Consider the following 14244-nt stretch of genomic DNA (forward strand, 5'->3'; position numbering starts at 1 on the left):
ACGCGTTGGAGCGGGTGAGATCGACGCGGTCGGGGTCTTCGAACGTGCGGGCGTCACGGTTGGCGGCGGCATACGTGAGCATGACGCGATCGCCCTCGGCCATCGACTGCCCGCCGAGCTCGGTGTCCGCGGCAACGGTGCGGGCGATGCCGAAGAACGGGCTGTAGAAGCGAAGAAACTCCTCGATCGCCGCAGGGATCCGATTGGGCTCGCGCGACAGAAGCTCGCGCTCCTCAGGGTGCGCCGAGAGCCACCGCAGCGAATGCAGCAGAGCCGAGGTCGTGAGGGCGGCCGTCCTCGAGCTGACGCCAGAGTTTCACGATATCGTCGATCCTGAACGTCGATTGTGTTGCGCGGGCAACTATGCGAGAAACCAATGCGCGTCCGACGAAACCGAATCTGCGTAGCGTCGCGATCCGCGGATACACGGCGACGAAGGGTGCGGCGTCGTCCTCGGTGTTGCCGATGAGCAGTTCGACGCGTGAGGCAGCGTCGCGCAGAGCAGCCGGAACGTCCACAGGGAGTGGCTCTTCGTCCGCTAGGGCGGTGGTACGGCAGCCGAGAAGCAAGGGAATGATGTGCGCGCGACTGCCGTCTGCATTGCTTCGTCGCCTCCCATTACCTCGGCCGTAGGCGCGCTGACTGCGTTGGCTCCCAGATGCGTTTCCGGCGTCCGCCGCGCTTCATGACAGTGAGGTGACCGCTCGTTGTGTTCATGGTTTTCGATGCAATCTTTCGATGTCAGTTGTCTTCCGACCAAGGCATCGTGGCTGCAATCATGTCTGCGACAGCAACGAATTTCGCTCTTGGCCGGGACTCCTGCGCTCCCCGCTCGCGCTCGAGGGTGTCGATCATGTGCCAACCCGCCCATCCGATCGGGTCTGCGTCGTTGTACGCCAACAGCAATTCCAGCGCGTCGCGTCCGTCGATGTCGCGCGACAGCACACCGCTGTTGAAGTCCTCCCACAGGCGAGCGACCGTCTGCTCGGCGCAGGCACGATTGGTTCCGATCACGCCCTGCGGTCCTCGCTTGATCCAGCCTGTGACGTAAGTGCCGTGCAGCGAGTCGCCGGTGGGGGTGATCACCCGGCCGTCGACATTGGGCATCACACCCTTGATCGCATCGTAAGGTAGCCCGCCGATGGGCGAACCCTTGTAACCGATCGAGCGCAAGATCAGCGAAGTGTCGATGAGATTCGAGTCCGACGCGACCTCGGGGCTTAGGGCACCGTTCGCGTGGAGATGGTTCGACGCCACCCGCAGTGCTTCGACTCGGTCTGTACCGACAATTTCGACCGGAGATGTCATGAAACGGAAAATAATTCGCTTGTCCGAAGCACGCGGACGCTGTACGTACTCTTGTGCGAGTTGCAACTTGAGTCCGGTCTCGTGATCGTCGTCAGCGGACCCGTCGAAGTCTGCTCCTTCGACAACAACGTCGATGCCGTCGAGGTAACCCAAAGCAAGGAACTCAGCCACCGAGAATGCTGCGTCTCGCAGACCTCGGCGGCCCAGTATCACGACCTCATTGATCTTGCTGTCGGACAATGCGTCCAGAGCATGCTGTGCGATGTCGGTTTCGGCCAGCTCATTACGACTCATCAGCAGCACTCTCGCCACGTCGAGTGCAACGTTGCCGTTGCCGACGATCACTGCCCGGTGGCCCGATAGATCGAAAGTGTCACCGGCATGGTCGGGATGGCCGTTGTACCACGCGACGAAGTCGGCTGCCGCGTAGTTGCCGGCCAGGTGATCACCGGCGATGCCGAGTTCGCGGCCTGTGTAGGTGCCCGCGGCGTAGACGACGGCATGGTGGTGCGCCAGGAGATCGCGGTGGCTCAGGTCTCGGCCGATCTCGATATTGAAATGACACGCGACCCGATTGTGAGTCAGCACCTCTTCGAACATCTCGACAACGGATTTCGTGCTCTGATGGTCTGGGGCGACACCAGCACGGATCAGCCCGTAGGGGGTGGGGAGCCGTTCGAAGAGGTCCACCTCCACGCCGTCGATCGCGACCAACTCCTTGGCCGCGTAGCACCCCGCCGGCCCGGAGCCGACTACTGCGACCCGAAGCGAGCCGGGCTTGACCGACAGTCTTTTTCCCTCGGGAGGCAGCGTGATGGGTGTGAGTGGATGTTGCTCGAAGTAGGCCGCATTGATCTCCTTGAACCGTTCCTGCGCAGGCGGCAGATCCGTGTCGAGATGGATTGCGTCCACGGGACATTCCTCCACGCACGCGCCGCAGTCGATGCATGAGGCCGGATCGATGTACAACATGTGACTGTTCAGATATTCGGCCGTGCCCCCGACCGGACGGATGCAGTCGACCGGGCACGCCGGAATGCAGCTGGCATCTCTGCAGCAGTTCTGGGTGATGACGTAGGCCATGTTGTCCCTCTTCTTGTCGATCTCGATCGCGGTCGGTCCCGGCCGAGCGAGACTGCGTAGCTGCCCGGTGTCCGGACGAGAATTCTGTTCGGGCGCAATGAAATCGGACGGGTTGACGCCTTGCAGTCTTGGCCCGGACCTCAGACGAGCACGTGAACCGCGCCGTCGGCATCGACCTCGACGACGTATGTCAGCAGCGCAACGGTCGCAGGAAAGCACAGCGGCTTACCTGTACGCAGATCGAACCGGGCCATGTGCAGTGGGCACAGGACTTCGCTTCCTTCGAGGTCGCTGTCCTCACCCAGTGACCATTGCTCGTGGGTGCAGCTGTCCGCGGTCGCGAAGTATTCGCCCCCCACATTCCTGAACAGCGCCACCTGAGGGTCGCCCTTGATCGTCATCGATGTACCGGGGGCCAATTCGTCGGCTGCACATGCGTATCGGCGTTCCATCGTTCGAGCGCTCTCCATTCCGAGTCCCACCACTTCCGTCGCGCAGCACATGTGCCGCATTCCACCAGGTTTTCGGGTCTCGAAAATCGTGCGTGTTCTCTCGTCGTCGTTCAAGCGCACGTTTCGACCGCCGGAACACCCGACGTCCGAGACCGGGGTGGTGCAGTGACGAACCTCGAAACTCGTAGATCGAACCGATTCGGTCGCGGATCGACGTTCCACTACTCGGCACGACCAATTCCGTTCCGGTCCAGAAGGTGTGAGATCGTCGGGTGGGTCCCGGTCGACGATCTGGCGGGTGTCTCGACGGTGCTGGTACGTGACATCTGGTCGGCACGCTCGGAGGATCGTGTCGACGCGTGTGAGTACAGCCGCACGGCGGATATGTCGGCCCGGTCAGCGAGGGCAGTGGTTGCTGATTTCCTCCCGCGCACGGTCTGTCGATAGGGCAGTCGGAGATGTCTCGTCTGCTGGTGCCTCTTGCGGGGCAGAAAGTCGTTCGACCGGACGTGGCCGGCCCATCGACGGGATCGCCAGTGCCACAACGGACACCAGGGCCATGGTCGCGGACATCGTCCCGAACGCCCACGTGAACCCCGACTCGGCTGGAACTCCGTCGAAGCCTGTGTTCGCTGTGATGATCATCGACGACACGGCGGCACCGGCCGAACCGCCGATATTGCGGATGTTGGCGTTCATGCCGCTGGCGACGCCTGTCTGCTCCGGCGGCACGGCGGCGACGACGAGCCCTGCCATGCAGGAGATCACCATGCCCTGCCCAAAGCCCAGTATGCCGTTGGCGACCAAGAAGTGCGCCATCGTGCCGTGCGCGAACGCCAGCGTTGCCGTGGCACCCGACATCGTCAGGCATCCGATGAACACAACCGTCCGCGCACCGATCTGGCGGGCCAGCCAGGGTGAGCACAGACCTGTCAGCACCATCGCTGCGGCCGAGGGCAGAATCAACAGTCCGGACTGTGTCACCGATGCGCTGAAGCCGTAACCGTGGGAGCTGTCGACCTGTGCGAACTGTGGCAGAAAAACGAACGCCGAGAACAGAGTCCACCCCAGCACAAGCGCCACGACGTTGCAGGTCCACACCGCACGCTTGCCCATCATCGCCATGTCGATGAGGGGAGCTTTGCTGTGTAGCTCGACATGTATCCACGCCCAGCACAACAGCACGGACAGCGCGATCGGCCCAATCACCTGAGCCGATGTCCAGCCCCAATGAAGCCCCTGGCTCAGCGGAACCAGAAAGGCTACGAGCCAGCTCGAGAGCAGTACAGCAGGCAGTACGCTGATGGCTGCTTGTGTGCGCACTGGCGACTCGGGGACAAGCAAGTAAGCTGCGACGGCGGCAGAGGATGTGACCGCGAAAGGCACCCAGAACAGGCCCGTGTAGCCGAACGCGTCGAGTATCGGACCCGCTACGACGACGCCTATGCCCCCTCCGATGGCTACCACGGACGCCGTGAACCCCACTGCCCCCGCGATCTTCTGCTCGGGGAACTCGTCACGGATGATCCCGAAGCACAGAGGTACCGCACCGCCACCGACGCCCTGCACGATCCGTGCGACGATCAGCCACCCGATGCTCGGGGCGAACACTGCCGCGAGGCATCCGAACGCCAGTGCAGACATCGATGCCACGAGCATTCGTTCTTTACCGACGCGATCGCCCAACCGACCGATTATCGGCGTGCACACGGCCGCAGAAATCAGGTAGGCGGTCAACACCCAGGTGACCGTGTTGCGGTCGGTTCCAAGGTGCTCGCTGATCGGACCCAGCACGGGCGAGGTCAGCGATTGGAGTAGTGAAAATCCGATCGCGGCACTGACCAACACCGCGAAAGTCAGCCGACAGTGAGACCGTCGCTGTGATGTTCTGCCCACAGATGACCTTTCCGTTCACGACGCGCGAAATGGCGACGGAGCAGCAACGCGTGTCTGAACGATGGGGCACCTGGCTCGCTTGCGCGAGTCACTTTTCTTCTCACTGGAACTTTTCGGCCACGGAATACCGGACGGCGACGAGCGAATCCACTTCGCTAGGTGTGGATGGCCGGAATCGGCGGTCGGCAACCGGGCGGCGCATTCGAGCAACTCGATCGAACGCAACCGCCCAACTGCTTTCGAGCGCGCCGCTCTAGCCGAGCATCAGTGCAGCCGCCGTGCGTCAAGGCTGGCCCACCAGGACTCCGAGGCCCCGTGCCACCTCATTCACAGCGGAGATCACGCCATCGTAAGTGCTTGCCGGGTCGCCGATTCGGGCGGTTTCCGCCGAGACGGCCGCAGCGGCGACGCCGTGTTTGCCGAGCTCCGCCAGTCCCTCGATTCCCGAGTCGTCCAACGCACGTCCGGCATCGTTCACGATGACACCCTTCGGTGCGATCTCGAGGACATAGAGCGCCATCGTCAGAGCGCCGTGTGACGCTAGCAAGAAGACGTCTTCTGGGTGGCGGCCTTGGACTCGCGACGAAGACCAGCAGGAGTATATGCCGCCCGTCGGCCCTTCGACGAGGGTGATGGTGCTTTCATCGACTATTCCATCGACAGTGCGGAACACACCGCGGGGCGCTTGCAGCATCGCCTCGGCGGCCCGCGTGCCGCTCATGCCGGATTCGATTCCGAGTGCCGCCCCGGCCCGGTTTACCCGCGACACGACGCCGGTGAGTAGGCCGTCTCCGAAGGCGATGCGCGACGACATGGTGGCGATAGCCGCGGCAGGCACATCGAAGTCGTCCGAGATAGGCAGTCCACCGACCCCCGCGTCGTCCAGTCCGGGGCCGGCTTCGTGAGCAATCCAGCCGCGAGCGCCTTGGCGAAGGGGCAGGACGCCGGTCGGCGCGCCGGCGAACGAGCCCCCGAGAACAACGTCATCGCGATGGTCACCGGCCTCGAAAGACGTCAATGAGTTGGCCACCAGAATGCGGCCGCGGGAAAGTCATCGAGAAAACCGAGGACCCGGTGACGACCGCCGGGCGGTGAAGATCATGGACATTCTGCTGCGGGAAGGTGCTCGACGGCTGCCAGATCGGTCGGTAGATGGTCATCTCGTCGAATCAGGTAGCTCTCGATGAGATTTGTCGGGCAACGGACGCAGATCGGGCTCTACACCACTTCGAGAGCCGTGAAATCCACTCGTGCCGCACCGAGCACAGAGACATCGATATCGAGTACATCGTTGAACTTGCGATTGGCACTCAACCATCTCTCAACGAAAGACATCGGCACGGCCACGGTCCCTGTCAGGGAGGAGCCATTCGCAGTCTCGGCGATGCTGCCTTCCGGTGTGGGGCTCTTCCGGAAAGGGCCTGTGCTGCATTTCCGTCTACCCAGCCGAGGCCTCGATCCAGCTTCGCGAGTGTGTCCGGTGAAATAGACGCGGCGACAGCGGGTTCGACATAGCTGAAGGGGGCCTGCCGGACCGCCTTGTCGGCTGCCCCGCCGTTGGTGAGTCCGAGTCCGAGTTCGATACGGCGTTGTCGCACCAGCACGCCGAAGCGCTATGCCGCCGCATCACTCGTGGTCAGTCATTCCCTTGTCACTCGTCACACGTGGTTGCGCGGTCATGACGGCCCCTTTCCGTCGAATCGGCTGTAGAGCACGAAATGCGTAGCGGCGACAGCGGTTCGGTGTCTCGCCGTTGGCCGATCAGACGCCGCTGCGCTTGTGGGGCCAGGCCCCCCGCTCGGCTGTCGTCATGTTGTCCTTATCGAGCAGTCGACGGAACGCCCGGCGTCTGCGACGGTGCTTGCTGATGCGGCTCGTGAACTCTCGTGATGGGTTCCTGCAACAGACGATTCAGCTCTTCGACGCTGCCAGGTCGAGCGCGATGTCGGTGATGAGATCTTCCTGGCCACCCACAAGTCCGCGTTCACCGACGGCGAGTAGGATTGCGCGCGTATCCAATCCATACTGTTTGGCGGCAGCCTCGGCATGACGTAGGAAGCTGGAGTACACCCCTGCGTACCCGAGGGTCAGTGTCTCGCGGTCGACCTGAACAGGCCGGTCCTGCAGTGGCCGGACGATGTCGTCTGCCGCGTCCTGCAGTGCGAACAGGTCACAATTGTGCTTCCACCCGTGTAGGTCTGCGACCGCTACGAACGGCTCGATGGGGCAGTTACCGGCTCCTGCACCGTGACCGGCGAGCGACGCGTCCACTCGCATGACGCCCTCTTCCACCGCCACAACAGAATTCGCTACCGATAGCGACAGATTTTGATGTGCATGTATGCCGATCTGGGTGTCGGCATCGAGGACGTCTCGGTAGGCGCGGACTCGGTCGCGGACGCCGTTCATGGTCAGTCGGCCGCCCGAGTCTGTGACGTACACGCAGTGCGCGCCATACGATTCCATCAGCTTGGCCTGCGCAGCAAGCTGTTCGGGCTCGGCGAGGTGCGACATCATCAAAAATCCCGACACATCCATGCCGAGTTCGCGGGCTTTGCCGATGTGCTGGGCGGAGACGTCGGCTTCGGTGCAGTGTGTCGCCACTCGGACCGAGGTGACACCGAGCTTGAAGGCGTGCTCGAGTTCTTTCACCGTCCCCACCCCGGGGAGCAGCAACGTCGTGAGCTTCGCGCGGTGCACCACCGAGGCTGCCGCTTCGATCCACTCCCAGTCGGTGTTACTGCCCGGCCCGTACGTCAGGCTGTGGCCGGCGAGACCATCACCATGCGTGACCTCGATGGCGTCGACACCGGCGCTGTCGAGGGCGCTGGCGACGCGGGCAACGTTGTCGGGGCTGATGCGGTGCCGCATGGCGTGCATGCCGTCGCGCAGGGTGACGTCCTGGATGTACAGGGCGGCACCGTCAGTCGCGTTCGGGCGAGTAGTTGTCGTTTCGGTCATCGTGCCGCCTCCAAGGTCTTGTTCTCTGCGATCTTCTCCGCGACCTGCAGGGCAGCAGAGGTCATGATGTCGAGGTTGCCGGCATACGCGGGGAGGTAGTGCGCGGCACCTTCGACTTCGAGGAACACCGACACCTTCCACAGGCCGGGCCCTTTGTCGACGCCGCCGGTCAAGGTGGCGACGGATTCTTCGTCTTCGAGTTGAGTGAATTGCACTTCTTGCTTGAGTCGGTAGCCGGGGACGTAGGCGGAGACCTTGTCGACCATGTCCAGAACGGATCGCCGGATTGTGTCCTGATCGGGGTTCGAGACCAGTGCGAGGACGGTGTCGCGCATGATCAGCGGCGGCTCGGCCGGGTTGAGGACGATGATGGCTTTGCCGCGGGCGGCACCGCCGACCTTTTCGATTGCCTCGGAGGTGGTTTCGGTGAACTCGTCGATGTTCGCGCGGGTGCCGGGACCAGCCGACTTCGAGGCGATCGAGGCGACGATCTCGGCGTAGTGAACCGGCGTCACCTGCGAGATCGCAGCGACGATCGGGATGGTCGCCTGTCCGCCGCAGGTCACCATGTTCACATCGGGCGCAGCGAGGTGCTCGTCGAGGTTGACTGCGGGGACGACGTACGGTCCGATCGCTGCAGGAGTGAGGTCGATCAGCCGCTTGTTGTACGGCCGGAGAGCTTCTTCGTTGGCGACATGCGCTTTGGCGGAGGTCGAGTCGAAGATGATGTCGATGTCGGCGAAGTCGGGGTGATCGATCAGGCCCTGCACTCCCGAGTCCACGGTGCTGATACCCAGTCGGCGTGCCCGGGCGAGACCGTCGGAGGCAGGGTCGATTCCGACGAGTACCGCGATGTCGACGTTCTTGGCTACACGTTTGAGTTTGATGACGAGGTCGGTCCCGATGTTGCCGGATCCGATCACCGCTACTTTGGTTTTGCTCATGATGTCCTTCGATTCTGTGTGGGGGTTCGTCCGTCGTCGATCACGCGGTGAATGTCGCTGTGACGTCGCCGATTCCGGATATGGACGCGGTGTACGTCGAGCCAGGGGTGACGGGGACCATCGGGCCGAGGGCACCGGAGAGGATCACTTCGCCGCCTCGCAGCGGCGAACCGTAAGACAGGCTGGTGTTGGCCAACCACACCAGCGCCTCCCACGGGCTACCCAGGCAGTCCGAGCCCTTGCCGGCAGAAACCTGTTCACCGTCCGCGGTCATGGTCATGGTGACCTCGGCGAGGTCGGGTGCGTCGGCGCGAGAAATGCTCTCCCCCAACACATAGAGCCCTGATGATGCATTGTCGGCGACGGTGTCGGCCAGGCTGATATCCCAGCCCGTGATCCGGCTGTCGACGATCTCGAACGATGCGAACACCCGGTCGACGAACGATGGCGCTTGTGCTGCGGTGATCTTCTCGTCGATGTCGGAGGACAGAATGAATGCGATCTCGGCTTCGATGCGCGGTTGCAGCAGCCGGGCAGAGTCGACGGGGCCGTCGCCGGAGACGTCGAAATCATCGAGCAGCACTCCGAAGTCGGGCTGATCGACCCCGAGCTGTTTCTGCACGGCGGGCGAGGTCAGCCCGATCTTTCGGCCGACGACGGTGCGACCCGATGCCAGGAGTGCATCGATGTTGCGTGATTGGATGCGGTAGGCGGCGTCGATATCCTCGCGTCCGATGAGGTCACGGACCGGAGCACACGGGGTGGCCGTGTTGGCGGCGGCGGCCAGACGGTCGGCCGCTTCGCTGATCGTGTGTTGTTCCACTGTGGTCATGATTTTCACGCTATTCACGATCGGCCGTCGCGGATAGGATCTGTCCCATGAAACGGGATGCGTTATCGGTGTTGCAGCGGTCCGCTTTGATCTTGGAGGCTTTTCCCGGGGGCTGTGCTCTTACGCTGGCCGAGGTGTCTACTCGCACCGGATTGCCTCGCTCGACGACGCACCGGTTGTTGGTCGATCTGGCAGAACTGGGTTGGATCATGCGTATCGGCAAAACATTCGAGCTTGGAATGTCGCTGTTCGAGCTCGGTGAGCGAGTCGGACTCAAGCATCGATTGCGCACCGCTGCACTGCCGTTCATGCAGGACCTGTTCGCAGTGACCGAACAGACGGTGCACCTCGCGGTCCGAGACGGTCACGACGCGGTGTACGTGGAAAAGATTCACGGCCACTCCTCGCTACCCTTGCCCTCGCAGATCGGCGGGCGACTACCGCTGACGTGTACTGCGGTCGGGAAGGCGCTGTTGGCATCGGAGGACTCGGCTGTACAGAACGAGATCCTCGCCCGGCCGTTCCGCCGCTTCACCCCGCAATCGATCACAGACCCTCGAATTCTGTCCAAGCAGCTCGATTCGATACGACGGACCGGCGTCGCCATCGAGCGAGAGGAAGCAGCCATCGGTGGTTGCTGCCTTGCTGCACCGGTAATTGTCTCGAAGAAGGCTATTGCCGCAATCTCGGTATCCGTTCCCAAGGCGAGCTTCAGCCCTGAATTGCTTGCACCCGCTGTCCGGACTGCCACTTTGGCACTGGGGCGATTGCTTGCACGTGTGTCTGCCGAGTGACTTGCGAGTTCGGCCCGCAAGGAGTGAACTCGGTAGGGCTCGCCACGGATAACGGTGAATTCGACTCGACTCGGATCGAAAAGAAATGTTCGGTACCAGCATCACGAACGTTCTCCGTGGCCGCTCCAGGGGTACGCTTGCTACGTGGACGAACCCCGCCTGCTCGATGGTCGGCTGAAGATCAAGCACATGCTACTTGTGGACGCGGTGACAAGATTGGGCACAGTTGTAGGGGCGGCCGGATTTCTGCATATCACTCAGCCCGTGGCAACTCGGAGCTTACATGAGCTGGAATCGATTCTTGGTGTGACGTTGTATGAGCGCGGCCCTCGGGGGGTGCGCCCAACCATATATGGCAAGGCCTTCACTCAGCATGCGAGGGCCGTGCTCGCCCAGCTCGTCCAAGCGCAGAAACACATCGCAGAACTTGCCGATGCCGATCGTGGAACCGTGGTAGTCGGGTCGCATCTAGCTGGATCGAATATATTGCTGCCCAAAGCTATTGCAACCCTCAAGGTGGATCGTCCGCAACTGACCGTCATCGTACGTGAAGGCACACCGGAAGTGTTGTTGGCAGAACTCGAAGCTGGGAAAGTGGATCTGATCGTCGGCCGATTGACATCCCATTCCGACGCCCGGGTCATCCGTATTGCTCTTTACAGTGAATCAGTACAACTTGTCACACGTGTCGACCATCCGTTGACAGATGTGAAGGAACTGAAATTTTCGGATACTGCGGGCTACCCGTGGATCTTTCCCGGTGTCGAGACTGCACTCCGTAGCGAGTTGGAAGAGTTCTTCGCACGGAACGATATGGAACTGCCGACCAATCGTGTCGATGCGACGTCATTCCTGACGGTGAGGCAGCTGCTGCTGGAAACGAATATGGTCGCGGTATTGCCGAGTCTGATTCCTCGCGCTGATTCGCGCCTGACTACTCTTCCGGTCACACTGGATCAGATATCTCACAGAGTGGGGTTGACTCTGGCAGTCAATCGTCCGCTGAACCCTTCGGCTGATGCGTTGGTGGCTCGATTGCACGAGACAGCCGACGACATTGCGAGCCCCCGACTCGACGGCTGATTCCGCTCGAAACATCCACCGTGGATGTTTCGAGTGTGTCGTCGCGAATCGAGCGCAACACCCATCTCGACGGTCACCGATCGAGATGGGTGGGGCTCGATGCAACGATGTTAGTTCAGCCCAGAACTTTCAGACCAACCCGAGAAACTGTTCAGCGTTTCCCCGCTCGATCATGTGACGCCCCGACGTGCCCAGGAACTCGCTCTTGCGTACCACCTCACCGACCGGACGTTCGCCCAGTGGATACGGGTAGTCACTGCCCACCATCACGCGGTCCACTCCTACTGTGTCGACCAACAGCCTCAGCGCACGCTCGTCGAAGACGACCGAGTCCACGTAGAACCTGCCCAAGTAATGAGAGGGCGGAAATTCGGATGTACCGATAATGTCGTTCCGGCCGTGCCAGGCGTTCTCCATCCGGCCCAACCAGAACGCGAAAGACCCACCACCGTGGGCAAATCCGATCTTGAGACGGTCGTCGATCTTGTCGAACACACCTCCCAGAATCAGCGCAAGTATCGACAGATGAGTTTCGGCCGGCATCGCGGTCAGCCACTGCGCCATCCACCGGTCCAGGCGCGGAGAGCTGGCCATGTCCCACGGGTGCACGAATACCGGCACGTCCAGCGACGCGCAGTGCTGGAGGAAGGTGACTACACCGTCGCTGTCGAGATCCAGGTCGCCGACATGATTTCCGATCTCGACACCGCGGTGCCCGTTCGCGATGCAGCGCTCGAGTTCATGGCACGCTGCGTCGGTGTCTTGTAAAGGCACCTGGCAGAAAGGAATCAACCGATCAGTTGCCGGCTGCACGATCTCCAGTGCGAGATCATTGAAGATCCGTGCAATACGACTGGCTTGCTCGCCGCTTCGGCCGTAGTTGAAGAACGCGGGCGTCGGCGATACGACTTGCGTGTGGACGCCGTCGGCATCCATGTCCCGAAGCCGCACTTCGGCATCCCAGGCGTCGGACTGGATGCGGCGGAACTCTTTGGTTCCCATCATGATCATAGCTTCGGTTTCCGACTCGACCTTCAGCCACGGCGCTTGCGGACCAGCATCTTCGGTCAAATCCGGCCACCCGTTGGGAACGTAGTGGGTGTGAATGTCTATCAGGTTACTCATGCTCAGCCCTTGCCGGGATGAAGCGTGCCGCACTTATCACACGTACGAGCGTCTTTGCTCTCGTAGAATTCGACGAACACCGGTGGGAGGTCGGACACGATGTCTCGCACCTGAAGTTCGACCTCGTAAATCTTGTGGTCACATTCGAGGCAGTACCACTGGAACTTCTCGAGGGTGCCTTCTCGGCGGACACGTTCGATGACAAGCCCGATCGAACCCACGGTGGGACGCTGAGGCGAGTGAGGGACATTTCCTGGCAGCAACCAGGTTTCACCCTCACTGATGTCGACACGCTGGGGTCCGTCGTCAGTCATGACGTTGACGTGAATGTCGCCTTCGAGCTGGTAGAACCACTCTTCGTAGGGGTCGAGGTGGTAGTCGGTCCGCTGGTTGGGGCCACCGACGACCTGCACGATGAAGTCGTCACCCAGCGCCATCGTCTGATTGTTGACAGGCGGCTGCAAGAGGTGGCGGTTGTCGTTGATCCACTTGGTGAAGTCGATGACTGGAGGAATTGTGGTCATGATGTGGTCTCCGCTTCTTGCGATTCTGGGCGCTTCGCGACGGGCACGTATGCCACGCCGGAAATTTCGATGAGCAAGTGTGGGTGTGGTAGCTGGTGAACAGCCACAGTTGTTCTGGTCGGACCGTCTTCGTCGAACCACTCGGCGTACACCTCGTTGTATCCACCGAAGTCGTTCATCGACACGAGATACGAGGTGACCTGAACCAGATCACCCAGAACCCCGCCCACTTCAGCGAGGATCGACGCGAGATTTTCGATAACTGCACGGGTCTGCTGTCGAATGTCGAGCGCCGTCGTCCCCAACTCGTCGACCTCGACACCGGCAAAGGTGTTGTCGGGCCGACGAGAACTGGTGCCAGAGACGTAGACGAAGTCACCGACCACCTTGACGTGCGGAAACTTTCCCCGCGGCTGTGCCAGCTTCTCGATGACCTGCGCGCCGCTCATTGCCTCACACCGATCACTGTGACGGTTCCGAGGCCGTCGACGCTGCACTGCGCAACGCCCTTGTCGAATCGCACAGCTGCTGTGGCAGCGCCGGCCAAAATTGTATGACCCGCGCGCAAAGGAATTCGGCGCCGACGAGCGATGTCGAGCAATGCATGGAGAGCGCGCGCCGGATCTCCCAGAATTGCTGCGGTGGAACCGAGTACCGTCTGGCCGCTGACTTCCATCTGCACGGAACGGTCTGCGACGTTCTGCAGCGGCAGCCAAGGTCCGACCACATACCCGGCCGCACTGGTGTTGTCAGCGACGACATCGGTGTAGGTGAAGCGGAAGTCGCGGTAACGCGAGTCGATGATCTCCATCGCCGGAGCCACCGCGTTGACGCAGGCTTCGATATCGACGTTCGGATCATCGATATCGACGTCGTTCGACAGACGGTAAGCCACTTCGGGTTCGATCTTGGGATGGATGAATTCAGACAGGTCGATCTCGCCTCCGTCAGCGACACACATCGCGTCGGTCAACTGACCGACGATGACCTCCGAGACGCCCATCTGCGCCATCTTCGCCTCGCTGGTGAAGCCGAGCTTGATGCCCACAATCGATTCGCCACGCTCGGTGCGTAGTACGAGGAGCTCGTTTTGAATCCTGTAGGCCTGGTCGATATCGATGGTGTGATCGTCGGCGAGGCTCGGGGTGTCGGTGCGTCTTTGCTGAGCGTCGTCGAGGCGACGTGCAAGCGCGGTGTCGGTGTCTTCCAGGGCTGTCATGACGACTCACTCATTTCTGCACA

The 14244-nt window shown here is 61.7% G+C and carries 15 protein-coding genes; 2 read left to right on the forward strand and 13 right to left on the reverse strand.

The features are described 5' to 3' along the window. From QM588_RS25850 to QM588_RS24610, 9 genes are all read right to left on the reverse strand, one after another. The coding region (locus tag QM588_RS25850) for a cytochrome P450 (protein WP_442972974.1) at window positions 1-271 on the reverse strand (271 nt) is incomplete at its 3' end. Beyond that, entirely contained in the window at window positions 234-518 is a 285-nt protein-coding gene (locus tag QM588_RS24575) for a hypothetical protein (RefSeq protein WP_283317221.1), read from the reverse strand. The genes QM588_RS25850 and QM588_RS24575, both read right to left, overlap by 38 nt. A 223-nt stretch (window positions 519-741) precedes the next feature. Further along, window positions 742-2391 carry a 4Fe-4S binding protein gene (locus QM588_RS24580; protein WP_283317223.1) on the reverse strand — a complete coding sequence of 550 codons (1650 nt, stop codon included), beginning with the start codon at window positions 2389-2391 and terminating at the stop codon, window positions 742-744. A 140-nt stretch (window positions 2392-2531) separates the two neighbouring features. After that, window positions 2532-2843 carry a non-heme iron oxygenase ferredoxin subunit gene (locus tag QM588_RS24585; protein WP_245154345.1) on the reverse strand — a complete coding sequence of 104 codons (312 nt, stop codon included), beginning with the start codon at window positions 2841-2843 and terminating at the stop codon, window positions 2532-2534. A gap of 396 nt (window positions 2844-3239) precedes the next feature. Beyond that, window positions 3240-4691 (reverse strand): MFS transporter, encoded by a 1452-nt coding sequence (locus QM588_RS24590; protein WP_283317225.1) that lies wholly within the window; start codon window positions 4689-4691, stop codon window positions 3240-3242. A gap of 331 nt (window positions 4692-5022) precedes the next feature. After that, complete coding sequence (locus QM588_RS24595; protein WP_283317227.1) at window positions 5023-5757, reverse strand: hypothetical protein; 735 nt, start codon at window positions 5755-5757, stop codon at window positions 5023-5025. 893 nt (window positions 5758-6650) lie between these two features. Continuing rightward, window positions 6651-7700: a 4-hydroxy-2-oxovalerate aldolase gene (gene dmpG / locus QM588_RS24600; protein ID WP_283317228.1), complete on the reverse strand. Its 1050-nt coding sequence runs from the start codon at window positions 7698-7700 to the stop codon at window positions 6651-6653. After that, entirely contained in the window at window positions 7697-8644 is a 948-nt protein-coding gene (locus QM588_RS24605) for an acetaldehyde dehydrogenase (acetylating) (RefSeq protein ID WP_283317229.1), read from the reverse strand. The genes dmpG and QM588_RS24605 overlap by 4 nt, the downstream gene beginning before the upstream one ends. Before the next feature lie 40 nt (window positions 8645-8684). Continuing rightward, a complete protein-coding gene (locus tag QM588_RS24610; RefSeq protein WP_283317230.1) occupies window positions 8685-9476 on the reverse strand; it encodes a 2-keto-4-pentenoate hydratase in 792 nt (263 codons plus the stop codon). Window positions 9477-9523: 47 nt separating this feature from the next. Between QM588_RS24610 and QM588_RS24615 the strand changes: the two genes are divergently transcribed. Both QM588_RS24615 and QM588_RS24620 read left to right on the forward strand, forming a co-directional pair. Beyond that, window positions 9524-10270 (forward strand): IclR family transcriptional regulator, encoded by a 747-nt coding sequence (locus QM588_RS24615; protein WP_283317232.1) that lies wholly within the window; start codon window positions 9524-9526, stop codon window positions 10268-10270. A 144-nt stretch (window positions 10271-10414) separates the two neighbouring features. Further along, window positions 10415-11353 carry a LysR substrate-binding domain-containing protein gene (locus tag QM588_RS24620; RefSeq protein ID WP_135046027.1) on the forward strand — a complete coding sequence of 313 codons (939 nt, stop codon included), beginning with the start codon at window positions 10415-10417 and terminating at the stop codon, window positions 11351-11353. Window positions 11354-11482: 129 nt separating this feature from the next. On the opposite strand, the gene QM588_RS24625 is transcribed toward QM588_RS24620, so the two are convergent. From QM588_RS24625 to QM588_RS24640, 4 genes are read right to left on the reverse strand one after another with little or no spacing between them, the layout of a single operon-like run. Beyond that, a complete protein-coding gene (locus tag QM588_RS24625) occupies window positions 11483-12478 on the reverse strand; it encodes an amidohydrolase family protein (RefSeq protein ID WP_283317234.1) in 996 nt (331 codons plus the stop codon). A 2-nt stretch (window positions 12479-12480) separates the two neighbouring features. After that, entirely contained in the window at window positions 12481-13002 is a 522-nt protein-coding gene (locus QM588_RS24630; protein WP_283317236.1) for a 3-hydroxyanthranilate 3,4-dioxygenase, read from the reverse strand. After that, window positions 12999-13451 carry a RidA family protein gene (locus QM588_RS24635; RefSeq protein WP_283317238.1) on the reverse strand — a complete coding sequence of 151 codons (453 nt, stop codon included), beginning with the start codon at window positions 13449-13451 and terminating at the stop codon, window positions 12999-13001. The genes QM588_RS24630 and QM588_RS24635 overlap by 4 nt, the downstream gene beginning before the upstream one ends. Next, window positions 13448-14221, reverse strand: a complete 774-nt coding sequence (locus tag QM588_RS24640) for a 2-keto-4-pentenoate hydratase (protein WP_283317239.1) — start codon at window positions 14219-14221, stop codon at window positions 13448-13450. Before QM588_RS24640 ends, QM588_RS24635 begins: the two co-directional genes overlap by 4 nt. Window positions 14222-14244 lie beyond the last annotated feature (23 nt).

The organism is Rhodococcus sp. IEGM 1354 (assembly GCF_030056855.1).
Taxonomy (GTDB): Bacteria; Actinomycetota; Actinomycetes; order Mycobacteriales; family Mycobacteriaceae; genus Rhodococcoides.

Excerpts from the sequence above, each read along its gene's own strand:
- QM588_RS24580 (WP_283317223.1), bottom strand. The coding sequence starts at position 2,391 with ATGGCCTACGTCATCACCCAGAACTGCTGCAGAGATGCCAGCTGCATT.
- QM588_RS24585 (WP_245154345.1), bottom strand. The coding sequence starts at position 2,843 with ATGGAACGCCGATACGCATGTGCAGCCGACGAATTGGCCCCCGGTACA.
- dmpG (WP_283317228.1), bottom strand. The coding sequence starts at position 7,700 with ATGACCGAAACGACAACTACTCGCCCGAACGCGACTGACGGTGCCGCC.
- QM588_RS24605 (WP_283317229.1), bottom strand. The coding sequence starts at position 8,644 with ATGAGCAAAACCAAAGTAGCGGTGATCGGATCCGGCAACATCGGGACC.
- QM588_RS24610 (WP_283317230.1), bottom strand. The coding sequence starts at position 9,476 with ATGACCACAGTGGAACAACACACGATCAGCGAAGCGGCCGACCGTCTG.
- QM588_RS24615 (WP_283317232.1), top strand. The coding sequence starts at position 9,524 with ATGAAACGGGATGCGTTATCGGTGTTGCAGCGGTCCGCTTTGATCTTG.
- QM588_RS24625 (WP_283317234.1), bottom strand. The coding sequence starts at position 12,478 with ATGAGTAACCTGATAGACATTCACACCCACTACGTTCCCAACGGGTGG.
- QM588_RS24630 (WP_283317236.1), bottom strand. The coding sequence starts at position 13,002 with ATGACCACAATTCCTCCAGTCATCGACTTCACCAAGTGGATCAACGAC.
- QM588_RS24635 (WP_283317238.1), bottom strand. The coding sequence starts at position 13,451 with ATGAGCGGCGCGCAGGTCATCGAGAAGCTGGCACAGCCGCGGGGAAAG.
- QM588_RS24640 (WP_283317239.1), bottom strand. The coding sequence starts at position 14,221 with ATGACAGCCCTGGAAGACACCGACACCGCGCTTGCACGTCGCCTCGAC.